The sequence below is a fragment of the Cognatiluteimonas telluris genome, assembly GCF_011320095.1.
Classification (GTDB): Bacteria; Pseudomonadota; Gammaproteobacteria; order Xanthomonadales; family Xanthomonadaceae; genus Cognatiluteimonas; species Cognatiluteimonas telluris.
In genome coordinates this window covers 1-14,695 of record NZ_JAANOY010000011.1, presented here as the reverse complement: position 1 = coordinate 14,695, position 14,695 = coordinate 1, and the positions used below count along the sequence as shown (strand labels likewise).

At 70.0% G+C, this 14,695-nt stretch carries 15 protein-coding genes and 1 tRNA gene; 7 read left to right on the top strand and 9 right to left on the bottom strand.

Annotated features, from left to right (window positions below):
• Positions 1-79 precede the first annotated feature (79 nt).
• Together queD and G7B67_RS07520 are read right to left on the bottom strand one after the other, a co-directional pair.
• Entirely contained in the window at positions 80-436 is a 357-nt protein-coding gene (gene queD / locus G7B67_RS07525; RefSeq protein WP_166210307.1) for a 6-carboxytetrahydropterin synthase QueD, read from the bottom strand.
• A 25-nt stretch (positions 437-461) separates the two neighbouring features.
• A tRNA-Met gene (locus tag G7B67_RS07520) sits at positions 462-538 on the bottom strand.
• 144 nt (positions 539-682) lie between these two features.
• On the opposite strand from G7B67_RS07520, the gene G7B67_RS07515 reads away from it, so the two are divergent.
• From G7B67_RS07515 to bfr, 3 genes are all read left to right on the top strand, one after another.
• Positions 683-1,294: an RNA pyrophosphohydrolase gene (locus G7B67_RS07515; protein WP_166210304.1), complete on the top strand. Its 612-nt coding sequence runs from the start codon at positions 683-685 to the stop codon at positions 1,292-1,294.
• 96 nt (positions 1,295-1,390) lie between these two features.
• Complete coding sequence (locus G7B67_RS07510) at positions 1,391-1,594, top strand: (2Fe-2S)-binding protein (RefSeq protein ID WP_166210301.1); 204 nt, start codon at positions 1,391-1,393, stop codon at positions 1,592-1,594.
• Between the two features lie 106 nt (positions 1,595-1,700).
• Positions 1,701-2,171 carry a bacterioferritin gene (gene bfr, locus G7B67_RS07505; protein ID WP_166210298.1) on the top strand — a complete coding sequence of 157 codons (471 nt, stop codon included), beginning with the start codon at positions 1,701-1,703 and terminating at the stop codon, positions 2,169-2,171.
• 170 nt (positions 2,172-2,341) lie between these two features.
• On the opposite strand, the gene G7B67_RS07500 is transcribed toward bfr, so the two are convergent.
• From G7B67_RS07500 to G7B67_RS07490, 3 genes are all read right to left on the bottom strand, one after another.
• Positions 2,342-4,825: a hybrid sensor histidine kinase/response regulator gene (locus G7B67_RS07500; protein ID WP_166210295.1), complete on the bottom strand. Its 2,484-nt coding sequence runs from the start codon at positions 4,823-4,825 to the stop codon at positions 2,342-2,344.
• A 15-nt stretch (positions 4,826-4,840) separates the two neighbouring features.
• A complete protein-coding gene (locus G7B67_RS07495; protein ID WP_166210292.1) occupies positions 4,841-6,733 on the bottom strand; it encodes an EAL domain-containing protein in 1,893 nt (630 codons plus the stop codon).
• Between the two features lie 146 nt (positions 6,734-6,879).
• Positions 6,880-7,461: a DUF4126 domain-containing protein gene (locus G7B67_RS07490; RefSeq protein WP_166210289.1), complete on the bottom strand. Its 582-nt coding sequence runs from the start codon at positions 7,459-7,461 to the stop codon at positions 6,880-6,882.
• A 118-nt stretch (positions 7,462-7,579) separates the two neighbouring features.
• Here G7B67_RS07490 and G7B67_RS07485 point away from each other — a divergent pair, with 118 nt between their 5' ends.
• The 4 genes from G7B67_RS07485 to G7B67_RS07470 all read left to right on the top strand — a co-directional run bounded on the left by G7B67_RS07485 (position 7,580) and on the right by G7B67_RS07470 (position 11,010).
• Positions 7,580-8,368, top strand: coding sequence for a DUF6776 family protein (locus G7B67_RS07485; RefSeq protein WP_243412290.1), 789 nt, complete (start codon positions 7,580-7,582; stop codon positions 8,366-8,368).
• Positions 8,369-8,656: 288 nt separating this feature from the next.
• Positions 8,657-9,052: an iron-sulfur cluster insertion protein ErpA gene (gene erpA, locus G7B67_RS07480; RefSeq protein ID WP_166210286.1), complete on the top strand. Its 396-nt coding sequence runs from the start codon at positions 8,657-8,659 to the stop codon at positions 9,050-9,052.
• The gene (gene nudC, locus G7B67_RS07475; RefSeq protein ID WP_166210283.1) at positions 9,049-9,966 is read left to right on the top strand and encodes an NAD(+) diphosphatase; all 918 of its coding nucleotides are present in this window, start codon (positions 9,049-9,051) and stop codon (positions 9,964-9,966) included. Before erpA ends, nudC begins: the two co-directional genes overlap by 4 nt.
• Before the next feature lie 135 nt (positions 9,967-10,101).
• Entirely contained in the window at positions 10,102-11,010 is a 909-nt protein-coding gene (locus tag G7B67_RS07470; RefSeq protein WP_166210280.1) for a hypothetical protein, read from the top strand.
• Between the two features lie 25 nt (positions 11,011-11,035).
• Here the strand turns inward: G7B67_RS07470 and G7B67_RS07465 are convergent, their stop codons facing one another.
• From G7B67_RS07465 to G7B67_RS07450, 4 genes are all read right to left on the bottom strand, one after another.
• Positions 11,036-11,479: a DUF2752 domain-containing protein gene (locus G7B67_RS07465; protein ID WP_166210458.1), complete on the bottom strand. Its 444-nt coding sequence runs from the start codon at positions 11,477-11,479 to the stop codon at positions 11,036-11,038.
• Positions 11,480-11,522: 43 nt separating this feature from the next.
• Positions 11,523-11,801 (bottom strand): CD225/dispanin family protein, encoded by a 279-nt coding sequence (locus G7B67_RS07460; RefSeq protein WP_166210277.1) that lies wholly within the window; start codon positions 11,799-11,801, stop codon positions 11,523-11,525.
• A 150-nt stretch (positions 11,802-11,951) separates the two neighbouring features.
• The gene (locus G7B67_RS07455; RefSeq protein WP_166210274.1) at positions 11,952-13,856 is read right to left on the bottom strand and encodes an MFS transporter; all 1,905 of its coding nucleotides are present in this window, start codon (positions 13,854-13,856) and stop codon (positions 11,952-11,954) included.
• A gap of 167 nt (positions 13,857-14,023) precedes the next feature.
• Positions 14,024-14,503, bottom strand: a complete 480-nt coding sequence (locus G7B67_RS07450; protein WP_207780888.1) for a hypothetical protein — start codon at positions 14,501-14,503, stop codon at positions 14,024-14,026.
• Between the last annotated feature and the right edge of the window lie 192 nt (positions 14,504-14,695).

Sequence of the window (14,695 nt, the reverse complement as noted above, 5' to 3'; positions counted from 1 at the left end):
ATTGCGCTGGCTCCACCGCCGTGTTCAGTATCCGTTGTAAATCAGTGCCTTGGCCGCGATTCGGCGCGGATCTGGCCGCTTACGACCCGGTATGGCGGCAGCCCGAGGTGCAGGTCTCGTGCACCACCACCGCCGCCAGCAAGGGCAGGGTGGGCTTCAGGCGATCCCAGACCCACATCGCCAGCCGCTCGCTGGTCGGGTTGTCCAGGCCGGCGATGTCATTGAGGTAATGATGGTCCAGCTGCTCGTACAGCGGCCGGAATGCCGACGTGATGTCGCCGAAGTCCATGACCCAGCCGCTGTCCTGGCCCACTTCGCCTGACACCTGCAATTCGATCCGGAACGAATGCCCGTGCAGCCGCGCGCACTTGTGCCCGGGCGGCACGTGCGGCAACCGGTGCGCGGCTTCGATGGTGAAGGTCTTGAAGATGTCCAAGGCGCGGGCCGTTGCGGACGCAGGATGGTGGCTATGGGTGGACTCGAACCACCGACCCCAGCATTATGAGTGCTGTGCTCTAACCGGCTGAGCTACATAGCCACGGCGGCCGCGCAGCGCGGCGAACCGCGAATTGTCCATGTCGGTGACGCCGGCGTCAATCGCGTCCCGACGTGCTTGTCCGCTCACGCCACGCATGGCAGAGTCGGGGACAGTGACGTAAGTCAATCCCTTGGAGTCCGCATCGTGATCGATCCGGACGGTTACCGACCCAATGTCGGCATCGTTTTGATGCATCCCGACGGCCGCGTGTTCTGGGCGCGGCGCGTGCGGCGTGACGGGTGGCAGTTCCCGCAGGGCGGGATGAACACCGACGAGACGCCGCTGGAGGCGATGTACCGCGAGCTGCGCGAGGAAACCGGGCTCGAGCCCGATCACGTCGCGGTCCTCGGGGTGACGCCTGGATGGCTGCGCTACCGGCTGCCGCAACGCGCGATCCGGCGCCACGACCGGCTGGTGTGCATCGGCCAGAAGCAGGTGTGGTTCCTGCTGCAGTTCAACGGCAGCGAGGGCGACCTGAAGCTGGACCTGACCGATACACCCGAATTCGATCACTGGCGCTGGGTCGATTTCTGGTATCCGCTCGACCACGTGGTGATGTTCAAGCGCGGCGTGTATGCCAGCGCGTTGCGGCACCTGGCGCCGTTCGCGCGCCAGATCGCTGGCGCCAAGGCCATTCCGGCCCCGGCAACCGCGGCATGGACGCCGGGACCCAGGAGCCGGGGCGTGCGCGCCGTGGCCGGGCTGCCCGCGCTGGCCGTCGCCGGGGGCAAGCCGACCGAAGGCGGGCAGGGCTGAACCGGTCGCCCGGGGCGAATTGACACTCATTCGCATCTGGGGCCAAAATTCCCGCGGTCGCCCGAGGGCGGCGTCCCGCCCCGGAGAGTCCCGCCCGTGTACGTGTGCCTGTGCAACGGCGTCAGCGAACGCCAGATCCGCGAAGTCGCCGAAGCTGGCTGCCGGACCATGTCCGAGCTGACCATGCGCACGGGCTGCGGAGCCACCTGCGGCAGTTGCATCGGCATGGCGACGCAGTTGCTGGAAGAGGTCCATGCCGGCAAGCCACTGCCGCTGCCGGTGCTTTCGCACGCCGCCTGAGGCGCTGCGCGTTGGCCGCCGGCGCCGGATGCGCCCGATTCGCGTTCCGGCACCAGGCCGCAGGCGGCGCTAGGATCGCTCGATCCCCACCGCAAGGACCACGGCCATGAAAGGCGATCCGCAGGTCATCGAGCACCTCAACAAGGCGCTTTACAACGAGCTTACCGCGATCAACCAGTACTTCCTGCACGCCAAGATGCTGAAGAACTGGGGCCTGAAGGAACTGGCCGAGCACGAGTACAAGGAATCGATCGACGAGATGAAGCATGCCGACAGGCTCGCCGAGCGGATCCTGTTCCTGGACGGGCTGCCGAACTTCCAGGCGCTTGGCAAGCTGCGCATCGGCGAGAACCCGCGCGAACTGCTCGAATGCGACCTGGCGCTGGAGCTGGAGGCGTTGCCGACGCTGCGCATCGCGATCGCGCATTGCGAGGCCGTCGGCGACCCTGTCAGCCGCAAGCTGTTCACCGACATCCTCGATTCCGAGGAAGAGCACATCGACTGGCTGGAAACCCAGCTGGCATTGATCGCGCGCGTCGGCGAGCAGAACTACCTGTCGATGAAGATCGAAGGCTGACACGCGTCGCGGTCCGCCCTGCAGCGTCCATACAGGGCTGCCGGCGACACGCCTGGCGGGGACCTCGCCAGGGTCGCCAAGAACATTCGCCATGGTGCCGCTGGCCGGCTGGCATCGCGTTCGCGGATGGTCCTCGCCATGCGGGGCCCCGCACGCCGCCGACGCGCGTCCTAGACCGGCAGTGAATCCGACGGACGCGCGCCCGCTGCGGGCGCGTCGGCCGACGCAAGCAGGGCCCGGCGGGCGTGCGCGAACTCCGAGGCGATCAGCGCCACCGCCACGGCGGGCCGGTCCAGCGTCAGCATGCGCGCGCCAAGTTCCACCCGCTTGGCCGCCGCCGACAGCGCCATCGCACCGAGGTTGGCGCTGGAGGACTTGAGCGAATGCGCGGCCTCGCGCAGTTCATTGAAGTCAGGCGCAAGCGCAGCGGCCTCCAGCCGCGCCAGCAGCAGTGGAGTGTCGTCGAGGAACAGGGCGATCAGCTTGTCCAGCTCGGCGCCGAGCACCGAACGCAGTTCGCCCAGGATGGCCTGGTCCAGCACCGGGTCGTTGCTCCGCGTGGCCGTGCCTGGCATCGCGACCGCGGCGGCTGCGCTGGCATCCGGCTCCGGTGTGCGGGCATGGGCGCCATTGTCCACCGCGCCGCCCACGGCTTCGGCGGGCGAGCGGATCGGTGCCTCGGGCACCGCCGCAGCCGGCGGGGCGGGCTGGGGTTCGGGCGCGGGCGCGCTTCCGGTGCCGGGCAAGGGCCGCGCCAGCGGGTGCATGTCCTGCGCCCTGGGCCGCCACCAGCGATGCAGGCAGCGCTCGAGCTCGGCACGGGTGACCGGCTTGGCGAGGTAATCGTCCATCCCCGCATCCAGGCATTTCTGGCGATCGCCGGCCATCGCGTTGGCGGTCATGGCGATGATCGGCAGATGGTTGCCGTCGCCGGCGGCGTCCTCGGCTTCGCGCCAGCGGCGGGTCGCGGTGTAGCCGTCGACCACCGGCATCTGGCAATCCATCAGCACCAGGTCGTAGCGCGAGCCCGACATCCGCAGCAGCGCGACCTCGCCGTTCTGGGCCGTGTCGCAATCCACGCCCAGCACGCTGAGCAGGCGCTGGCCGACCATCAGGTTCACCGGGTTGTCCTCGACCAGCAGCACGCGCGCGCTGTGGACCGAGCTCTTGCCGTCGCTGCCGCCCTCGCCCGGCTCCGCCACCGCGACCGCCACCGGCGCGGGCGCCGCGGGCTTGCTGGTGAGTGCTTCGCGCAGCGCGGGGTCGGGGGCCTGGCGGCTGAGCAGCGTCACGTTGCGGCGCAGCTCGTCCGGTACCGGCTCGTCGCCATACAGGCAGACCAGCCGCACTTCGCCATAGACCGCGTGGCGCTCGAGGTTGCGGTGCAGCGCCAGCGCCGTGTTGCGCATCCCGGCCAGGTCGGCGAGCACGACGCTGTAGGCCCAGGGAGGGCCCTGGGTCGCGGCAGCGCGCAGCCGGTCGAGCGCTTCCTGGGTGTTCTCGACCAGGGTGATGCGCAGCCCCCAGTTGGGCAGCAGCATGTTCAGGCGCGTGCGCAGGCGCGCGTCGGCGCTGAGCAGCAGCAGCCGCCCGCCATCGAAGGACAGCTCGCGCGCCGGCATGTCGCCCTGCACCTTGAGCAGTGGAACGTCGAAGGAGAAGGTGGCGCCGCGGCCAGCTTCGGACTGCACCTCGATGCGGCCGCCCATCAGGTCGACGATCCGCTTGCAGATCGCCAGTCCCAGGCCGGTGCCGCCATACAGGCGCGTGGTCGACGCATCGGCCTGGCTGAAGGCATGGAACAGCCGTGCCTGCGCCTCGGCCGAAATGCCGATGCCGGTATCGCGCACCTCGAAATGCAACTGGTGCTGGGTTCCGGTTTCCCCGACCCGGCGCACGGTCACCGTGACCGTGCCGCGCTCGGTGAACTTCACCGCGTTGCCGACCAGGTTGCCCAGCACCTGGCGCAGCCGCACCGGATCGCCGCGCACCGGCAGCCGCACTGCCGGGTCGATCTGCAGGTTCAGGCGCAGGCCTTTGGAGTCGGCGGCGCGCTCCATCAGCTGGATCACCGATTCCATCAACTCGCGCAGGTTGAAGGCGGTGGTTTCCAGTTCGAGCTTGTCCGCCTCGAGCTTGGAGTAGTCGAGGATGTCGTCGACGATGCGCAGCAACTGGTGCGAAGACGCCAGCGCGGTGCGGACCAGTTCGTGGTGGTCGGGCGCCAGCCGCGCATGCATCAGCAGGTCGAGCATCGGCACGATGCCGTTGAGTGGCGTGCGAATCTCGTGGCTCATGGTGGCCAGGAACTCGCCCTTGGCCAACACCGCCGACTCGGCCGCCTGCTTGGCCAGCAGCAACTGCTGCTCCAGTTGCGTATGGCGGTCGATTTCGCGCTGCAACTGGTCGACCGTGGCTTCCCCGCGGCGCGCGCGCGCGTCGGTCTGCAGCCACACCTTCTCGCGGCGCCGCGCGGCCAGCACGAAGACCGCGATCGCAAGGACCGCCAGTGCCGCCAGCAACAGCGCGATGTTCTTCCACGGGCCGGCGATACCCCAGGTTTCCATCGCCAGTGCCAGCGTGGCGCCACCGGCCGCGGCGAGCGCCAGCCAGCGGGGCACCTGCGACGGCACGCGGTGCGCGTCGTCGTTCATCGAGGACGCTGCCGGCTAGAGCACCGCGTGCTGGAAGTCGAAATCAAGCGCGTCATCCGCCTGCTGGACCAGATTCCCCTGGATCAAGTCGATCCCGCTCATCCACAGCATCGCCGCGCTCTGCGCATGTTCCACCTGCGGGCCGATGACCTGCAGGCCCAGCCGGTGTGCGCGGTCGATGACGCCACGCAACTCGTCGCGCAGGGCCGGATCGGCATGCGCATCGGAGTATCGTGGCGACAGGCGAAGATACCCCAGCGACAACTGCTCCAGCAATGCATCGGCGTCCGGGCCATGCGCATACTGGCTCAGGCAAAGCTGAACGCCGGCGGCGAGCACCTGTTCGCTGAAGTGGCGCAGCGTCACCGAGTGCAGCAGCGCATCCTCCAGGCGCAGGTCGATCACCAGCGACGGGCCGGGCAATTCGAGGCGCGCAAGCAGGTCCACCAGCCAGGGCGCGTGCAGGTCGCGCGACAGCGTGCGCGGGGACTGCGAGACGAACAGGCGCAGCGGACGGCCTTCCTCGCGCCGCCGCCGCATCAGGTCCAGGGCCTGCTCCAGCACCCAGCGGTCGACGTCGGGCATCAATCCCGCCGCTTCGGCTGCCGGCACCAGGGCGCCGGCGCGATGCAGTGAGCCATCATCGGCGTGCATGCGCAGCAACGCCTGGAACTGCGCCTCCTCGCCGCCGGCCACCGCGACCACGGGCTGGAACGCAAGCTCCAGGCCGCCATCCTGCAGGGCGGCGCGGAGGGCGTCGGCCAGTTGCACCTGGCTGTCGGACGGCAGCGACCGCGGAACCCGCGCGGCGATCCGGGCCGGCTCGGTGCGTGCCTGCCGCGCGGCCTGTTCGAGCGCGTCCAGCAGGTCGACCGGATCGCTGGCATCGAGGACTTCGCCATGGCCCAGCGCCGCATCCAGGTGCTGGGGCGTGCCGCCAAGTTCGAACGGAAGCTGGCGCAGGCCGTCACGCAGGCGCGTGGCCAGCGGCGGTCTGGCATCGGCGCCGGCGCCGGCGGCAAACACCAGGAATGCGTTGTCGTTCAACCGCGCGCAGGGATGGTGGCCGGCCGCCTGCGCGAGCCGGCGGCCGGCGTCGTTCATCAGCTGCTCGAAGCCCGCATAGCCATAGCGCTCGCGCAGCAGGTTCGCGGCCTGGATCTCGACGAACAGCGCGGCGCCGGACGCCTGCGCCGCGATGGCCGCGGCGATGGATTGCAGCACGTGCGCGCGGTGGTACAGGCCGCTCACCGGATGTCGCGCGGCGTCGGCGCCGCGCTGGCGGTGGAGCAGGCGCGCGCGCTTGACCCGGCTGTAGACGGCGGCCATCAGGTGGCGTGGCCGGATCGGTTTGCCGAGGAAGTCGTCGGCGCCGCTTTCCAGTGCCTCGAACTGCTTTTCAGGATCGTTGTCGCCGGTGAGGAACACGATCGGCGTCAGCGCGTAATCCTGGTGGGCGCGGATCATCGCGGTCAGTTCGGTGCCGCTGATGCCGGGCATGTGCAGGTCCATCAGCACCAGGTCAGGCTGGAAGTCCGCCATCGCCGCCATCACTTCGCCCGAGACGCGCACGCCATGGGTCTGGATCCCGGCGCCGCGCAGCACGCTTTCGGCGAACAGTGCCTGGCTGGGGTCGTCTTCCACCACCAGCACGCGGTAGGGCGGCTCGTCGCCCTGGGCAGGCGCGGGATCACCGGGCATGCCGTGCATCGCGGCGTCGGGCGCGGGGTGTCGTTTCGGGGCGGTCACTGGGTCGTCCGTGCGGGTCGAAGGGGCAATGGGATCGGCGCCGCTGGCGTCGGCGGTCCAGCGTCGCCAGTAATGGGGAGGCGGAAATTCCGCGCGCACCCGCGCACCCACCTCCGCCTGGGAATCGGAAGCGGTGGCCGACAGCAGGGATGACGTCATGGCGTCCTCAAGATAGGCGCCGATCGACAACCGCGCCCGGGGCTTAGGTCATGCACGCAATGGTGATCCACGCAATCGGCATACCGAAACGGTCAGCGATGGCGGCCAGCGACTCACCCCCGCGGCCCGTCGCGGCCCGGCGGGTGTTACCGGCGCGGACCGCCACGCAATCCGCCGACCAGGCGCCGCCACAGCCATGCCACCGCGACCGCGAGCGCCACGCTGATGGCGACCGCGCCGCCGAGGGCGAGCCAGGGATGCAGCAACGCCAGCGCCAGGCCGCCGACGACCAGAGCGTCCTCCGTCCCCGACGCCATCCAGTTGCTGACCGGTTCGGGCGAGGTATTGAGCACCAGGCGCGTACCCGACTTCAGCGCGTGGCTGGCCAGCGCCACGCCCGCACCGGTGGCGAGCATGCCCGCACCCAGATGGCCGTCGGCCGACAGCGTGGCCGCGGCGAGGAAGGCGCCCGCCGGCACCCGCAGCAGCGTGTGCAGCAGGTCCCAGCCCGAATCCACGCCCGGGATCTTGTCGGCGAAGAACTCCACCGCCGCCAGGCCACCGGCCACGCCGAGGACCCAGGGCGATTGCGCCGCCTGCAGCGCCGGCGGCAGGTCCAGCCAGCCCAGCGCGCCGGCCAGGCCGACACCGAAGACCGTCAGGTAGACGCGGATCCCGGCCAGCCAGGCCAGCAGCACGCCGAGCGCGAACAGTTGTGGATGCGTCATCGCCCGTTCCCGACCGCGACCGCGCGGTCGCCGCCGCAGTCTAGACCTGCCAAGGGAAACCGCGGGTCCACCGCCGGCTGGCTTGACGCGGGCCGAAGCGGCTGGCTATACCGGCCCGATGACCGAACCGTCCGCAGCGTCACCGGAACCGGCGCGCGCGCAGCCGCCGCCCGGCCCGCGACACTCCGCGGGCGGCGCGTCCGAGCTGGCGCATCTTGGTCATGGCCACGGCCACGGCGTGGCCTACGCCCTGATCGCGGTCTTCCTGGCCGCGCTCGCCTTCGGCGGCTGGGGTCTGTGGCGCGTGCTGTCGCCGCTGCCTGGGGACACGCGCGCGCTGCGGCAGGCGCAGCAGGAGCGGATCGCGGCCCTCGAGCAACGGGTGGCCACGTTGGCGCGTTCGGACCAGATCAGCCGCGAGGCCAACCGCGACCTGCAGGGCACGCTTGCCGAGCGCGACGAGGAGATCGCCGGGCTGCGCTCGGATGTCGCGTTCTATGCCAGGTTTGTCGGCAGCACCGCGCAGCGGCGCGGGCTCAACGTGCACCAGTTGCACCTGGCGCGCCAGGGCGGACAGGCCTGGCATTTCACCGCCACGCTCACCCAGAACCTCAACCGCGGCGCCGTCAACCGCGGCGGCCTGACGCTGTCGCTGGAAGGCAGCCGTGACGGTCGCCTGCAGAAGCTCGACTGGGCACGCCTGCGCCAGCAACCGCAGCCGGCGCCGCTGGCTTATTCGTTCAAGTATTTCCAGCAGGTCGAAGGCGACATCCTGCTGCCCGCCGGCCTGCAGCCGGTGCGGCTCGTGGTGCGACTGCAACCCGAAGGCGGCGCGGCAGTGGAGCAGTCGTTCACCTGGGCCGAAGCGACCGCCAGGCCGGGCGAGGCCAACGGCGCAGCCGAGTGAGGCCCCCCGGAAGCCGGGCAAGCCCGGTCCCGTCGCCCGGGTAAGTGCGCCGCACCCGGGGCCATGGGGATGCATGCGCCCGTAGCCCGGGTAAGCGCAGCGAACCCGGGGCGTGTGGCACATTGATCCCAAGCACGATTGGGTCCCTCGCATTCCGGAGCGCGCATCTCGCCCCGAGCACCAGAAACCCCGCATGCGCTGCGCTTATCCGGGCTACCGCCATCCAGGGATGACCCTGGCAGCTTCCCCGTGGTTGAATCGCCCCGCCGCGCGCCCCATCCTGTGGCGATGACTTCCCAAACCTCCGCTCCGGCGTCATCGGCGAGCGACTCCCTCCCCGACCCTCCGTCGCTGCAGCGCCCGCTCGAATTCAGCGCGGCCGCCGCGGCCAAGGTGCGCGAGCTGATCGCCGAGGAAGGCAATCCGGCGCTCAAGCTGCGCGTGTACATCCAGGGCGGTGGCTGTTCGGGCTTCCAGTACGGGTTCGAGTTCGACGAACAGCAAGGCGAGGACGACCTGGCGATCATGACCGACGAGGTCACCCTGCTGGTCGATCCCTTGAGCCTGCAATACCTGATGGGCGCCGAAGTCGATTACAGCGAGAGCCTGCAGGGCGCGCAATTCGTGATCCGCAATCCGAACGCGAAGACGACCTGCGGCTGCGGTTCGTCGTTCACGGTGTGAAACCAGCCCCCGTCGTCCATCCGTTCGCTTACGTCGATGGCGCGCTCGATCGCGCCGACCACCTGCGCGACGACGCCGATGCACTGGCATCGCTCTGGCCGCAGGCGCGCGTCATCCTGCTCGACGACGACGGCCGCGCGCTCGCCGACGCCGACCGGCAGCTGCAGGCACCCCTGGGGCGCGACGTGGTCGGGATCCCGGCCGCGGCCGTCTTCCTCGGCCTGCGCGACGGGCGTGCCTGGTTCGCCGCGCGCGCGGCCACCGTGGCCATCGACGCACCGCAACGCGTCGACCTGCGCAGTGCGGCGGCGCTGTGGCCGGTGGTCGACGCGACGGTCTTCGCCCAGGCCCGGGCCCTGCTGCACTGGCACGCGCGCCAGCGTTACTGCGGCGCCTGCGGCGGCGAGGTCGATTTCGTCCGCGCCGGTTGGCTCGGCCGTTGCCGCCAGTGCGCCAGCGAGCACTACCCACGCACCGACCAGGCGATCATCGCCGCGGTCACCGACGGCCGCCGGTTGTTGCTCGGGCGTCAATCGCCGTGGCCGGCGCGGCGGTATTCGGTGCTCGCCGGTTTCGTCGAACCGGGCGAGTCGCTCGAGCAGACGGTGGCGCGCGAGGTTTTCGAGGAGTCCGGTGTGCGCGTGCACGCCTGCCGCTACCTGGCTTCGCAACCGTGGCCGTTCCCCGGATCGCTGATGCTCGGTTTCATGGCCCACGCCGCGCCGGATGAACCGGTGGTCGGCGACGAGCTCGAAGACGCGCGCTGGTTCACCGCCGCGCAGATCCGCACCGCACTGCGGCGCGATCCGGATGTGCCGTTGCGCGACGACGAAGCCGGCATCATCGTGACGCCGCCGGTCTCGATCGCACGCTGGCTGGTGGAGCAATGGTTCCAGGAGTACGGCGGCGATTGACCCCGGCGCCGGAACCCCGCGCCAGCTTCGACCAGGGGCTGGCGCAAAACGGCGTTCCAAGGCGGTTGACGCCGACCGTCCTGCGCGCCGGCCCGCCGCACCGTCGGCACACGGTCCAGTGCGTACAATCCGGGCATGTCGCTGACCCTGATTGCCGTCGTGATCGCGCTGGTGCTGGGCCACCTCGCGCCGGGCCTCGCGTCGTCGGCGCGTGACTTCGGCTGGTATCGCGGCTGGTTACGCTGGCTCGATGCCCGATTCCCTGCCGACGGCGCCTGGCGCGGCCGCTTCGGGATCGCCTTCGCCCTGTTGCCGCCGCTGCTGCTGGTGTTGCTGTTCCAGTGGTCCCTGCACAAGCCGTTGCTTGGCCTGGCCGGGCTGGTGTTCGCGATCGTCGTGCTGTTCCACGCCTGGGGTCAGCGCGACCTCGACCTGGACGTGCAGGCGATCGTCGATGCCCCCGATGCCGCGGCCCGCCGCATCGCGGCCGCACGCCTGCTGCCGCCGGGCGTGCCGGCCACGCTCGATCCACCGGCCTTGGTGGAAGCGGTGTTCCGCAATGCGCAGCGGCGGTGGTTCGGCGTGCTGTTCTGGTTCCTGCTGCTCGGTGCGTTCGGCGCGCTGCTGTACCGGCTCACGGCGCTGGCCTGCGAAGAGGACGTCGCCGACCTGCCGCCGCAGGCGCGCACCGGCGCGCGCGCGCTGCTCGCGGTGCTGGACTGGCCGGTCGCGCAGTTGATGACGTTCGCGCTGGCGCTGGTGGGTGATTTCGACACCGTCGTCGGCGCCTGGAAGGACAATGGCGGCGCCAGCCTGCAGATGGATGCCGCTTTCCTTGCCGCCGCCGGGCGCGCCAGCGTGCGCACCGAACTGGCCGACGAAGCGATGGACTACGCCGACGACGGCCTCGCCGCTCCCGGCGCGCTGGTGGCGGTGATGGGCGAGCTGCCCGAACTGCGCGACGCGATGAGCCTGGTCTGGCGGATCCTGCTGTTGTGGCTGGTGGCGCTGGCGTTGTTCGTGATCGCCGGCTGGGTCGGCTGACGCCCCGCCGCAGGCGACGCTTTGCTCAGCCGGGCGCAAGCCATCCGAACGGCGCCCAGGGCAGGTTGCGCAGCACCGCATAGCCGAGCAATACGACCAGCCACGGCAACGGACGCCCCAGCGCGCGCCACAGCCGCTGCGCACCGGCCGGTTGCCAGCCGGCCGCATTGAGCGCCATCGCCGCCAGCACCGGCAACGCGACCACGAGCAACGGATTCATCGCCAGCGCACCCGGGACGTCGCCCTGCAACAAGGCATGGAGCGCGCGCGTGCTGCCGCAACCGGGGCAGTAGAGGCCGGTCAGCGCATGCAGCGGACACGGCGGCAGCAGGTTGCCCGGGGCATTGGGATCCACCCGCGACAACAGCCAAGCCGTCGCCGTGCCACCGAGCGCAAGCAGCAATGTCGGCGCGATCCGGCGCCACCGTGCATGCACGGCCGGCGAACTGGCGGCCGGCAGCGCATGCATTGCGCTGCCGGTGGCTACCGCCGCCAATGCCGTGCGTGCGGAATCAGTAATTGCCACTCAGCGCGCCCAGCCCCATCAGCCCGCCGAAGAAGATGATCCAGATGGCGAGCAGGATCGGGCCCGACAACGCCGACCAGATCGCCCACATCTTCGCCTTGTGCGACATCTCGCGCGCACCTTCGAGATTGCCGGCCAGGCGCAGGCCATCGACCTTGGCCGCATACACGATCGACACGATGCCCAGTGGCAGGCAGCAGAACAGCGTGGCCAGGATCGCCCACACCAGATGGTTCGGAATGTTTTCCTGCGACACGGTATTCATGCGTCTCCCGTTGATGTCGTGCTGGCGTGGCCAGCGTCCCCGCGGCGATGTTAGCAGCCGCTGGCGCGCCGTTCGGGCGGCGGCAACCGTTGCCCTTCGCCGGCGCCGCAACGGCGCCGTGCGGTCACTGCGACGGGCGCGTCCCGCACCTCATTCGCGATTGCCGCGCAGCGTGCGCACCTGGGCCTCCAGGCTGTCCGCCGTCGCCACCCGACCGTCGACCGGGGCGTCCACAACCACCGCGACATCGGCGCGGAACCGCCGCGGCAACCGCATCCTCCCCAGCCGCCCGCTGGCGGCGGCATCGCCGCGCCGGCTCCACATGCTGGCCCACATCCCGCACAGCGCCATCGGCACCACCGGGACCGGATGCGCCGCGAGCACGCGCTCGACGCCGGACTTGAATGCACCGATCGCGCCGTCGCGCGTCAGCGCGCCCTCGGGGAAGATGCCGACGACTTCGCCCGCGTCCAACGCCGCCCCGATCTCGTCGAACGCGCGCTGCATCAACGCCGGATCCTCGCGCGCACCGGCGATCGGGATCGCCTTGGCGGTGCGGAAGATCCAGCGCATCACCGGGATGTTGAAGATCCGGTAATACATCACGAACCGCACCGGCCGCGGGATCGCGCCGGCCAGGATCAGCGCATCCATGTAGCTGACGTGGTTGCACACCACCAGGGCCGGGCCTTCGTCGGGAACATGGGCGATGCCGTCCACGCGCAGACGGTACAGCGACTTCACAAGCAGCCAGCTGAGGAAGCGCATCAGGAATTCCGGCACCAGGGTGAAGATGTAGAGCGCCACGACGGCATTGGCAATCGCCAGCGCCAGGAAGAACGTCGGGATGCTCCAGTGCAGCAGCTGTTGCGCGGCGATCCCGCACGCCGCCGCGGCAACGATCAACAAGGCGTTGAGGATGTTGTTGCCGGCGATCACCCGCGACAGTTCGGCCTTGGGCGTGCGGCTCTGCACCAGCGCGAACAGGGGAACCAGGAAGAACCCGCCGAAGGTCCCGATCATCAGCAGGTCGAACAGGATCCGCAGGCTGCCATGCGCGTGCAGGAAGCCGGCGACATCCAGTCCCGCCACCGGCGCCGCGCCCGGCCGCGCGCAGTAAAGGTCCAGCACGAACGCACTGATGCCCAGCGCGCCCAGCGGCACCAGTCCGATCTCCACCGTGCGCCCGGACAACTTCTCGCACAGCAGCGAGCCGATGCCGGTGCCGATCGAGAACACCCCGAGCGCGAGCAGGAACAGCGCGCTGCCGCCGCCGAGGTTGACCTGCGCGTACACCGGCAACTGCGCGGTGAGCGCGGTGCCGAAGAACCAGAACCAGGAAATACCGAGCACCGAGTTGAACACCGCGCGCTGGCGCGTGCACAGCCTGAGGATGTGCCAGGTTTCGGCCGCCAGGTTCCAGCGGATCCGCAGCGTCGGTGCCGTCGCCGGTGCCGGCGGGATCGCGCGGCTGGCCAGGTAGCCCGCCACCGCGATCGCCAGCACCGCGATGGACGCGTACGTCGGCCCGTGCGCGGGCGACAGCATCAGGCTGCCGCCGAGGATCATCCCGAACAGGATCGCCAGCGCGGTCCCGGTTTCGACCAGCCCGTTGCCGCCGACCAGTTCCTCCGGGTGCAACGCCTGGGGCAGGATCGAGTACTTGATCGGCCCGAACATCGTCGAGTGCAGCCCCATCAAAAACAGCACCACCAGCAGCAGGCTGGCGTGGTGCGCGTAGAACCCCCACGCCGCCACCGCCATCGCCCCGATCTCGAACAGCTTGATCCAGCGGATCAGGCGCGTCTTCTCGTACTTCTCCGCCAGCTGCCCTGCCAGCGCCGAGAACAGGAAGAACGGCAGGATGAACAACGCCGGCGCGAGATTCGTATACAGCGACGCCTGCGCCGTGCTCAAGCCAAGCTGCGCGGTGATCAGCACGATCGTCGCGTTGCGGAACACGTTGTCGTTGAACGCGCCCAGCAACTGCGTCGCGAAGAACGGCGCGAAGCGCCGCTGCCGCAACAAGGCGAACTGCGAATGTCCCGAACCCATGCATGTCCCCCGACGTTTGGGGGAGCCTAGCAGAGCCCCCGCGCACCCACGTCCCGCCCCGCCCGGTAGGAGCAGCTTCAGCCGCGAGTTCTTCCAGGACCCCCCAAGACCCCCACAAAAAAGCCCCGCAAACAACGCGGGGCCCTCCATCCAAACGCAACGCCTGCTTACGCCCCGGCTGCCGCTGCCACCTCCACCTTGCGCGGCCCGTTGTCGAATCGCTTGCCCAGCAATTTGCGCAGCGCGTCGACGCCTTCACCCTTGCCGGCGGCCTTGAGGAAGGCGTAGCCCTCCAGCGCGGCGACCATCGCATCGCTGCCCAGCGCCGTATCGGTGTCGTGCACCTTTTCCATCAGCCGGGTCAGCCGCACCGCACGCGCATGCAGCGCATCGTGCGATGCCAGGTCGCGGCGCATCTCGTCGACGTCGAAGTTGCGCGGCATCAGCGCGATGTTCTCGCTGATGACGTCCAGCGCCTGCCGGCAGAACGCCTCCGAGCCGTCGCCCATCTTCACCGCGCGCCGTTGCTGTTCGGAGGCCAGCGCCACCAGCAGCGGCTCCAGTGCCGTGTTCAAGCCGTCGATGGCCTGGTCGACGGCGGCCCACTGGGCGTCGTCGAGGTGTCGGGATGCAAAGTTCTGGGTCATGTCGTCCGTGTCTCCTTGGTGGGTGGAACTCCTGTTGCCGGCCTCCTGGCCGGCGGGCGGCAGCTTACCCGCTGCGGCAGCGCCAGCCGCGCGCGGCTGTCCCAGCCTGCGGCGCCGTGCGGGAGCGCGCGGCCGCGGCGGCAGGTGCAGATCGGAAGGGCGCACGGCTGAACTCCTGACACCGGTGTGACT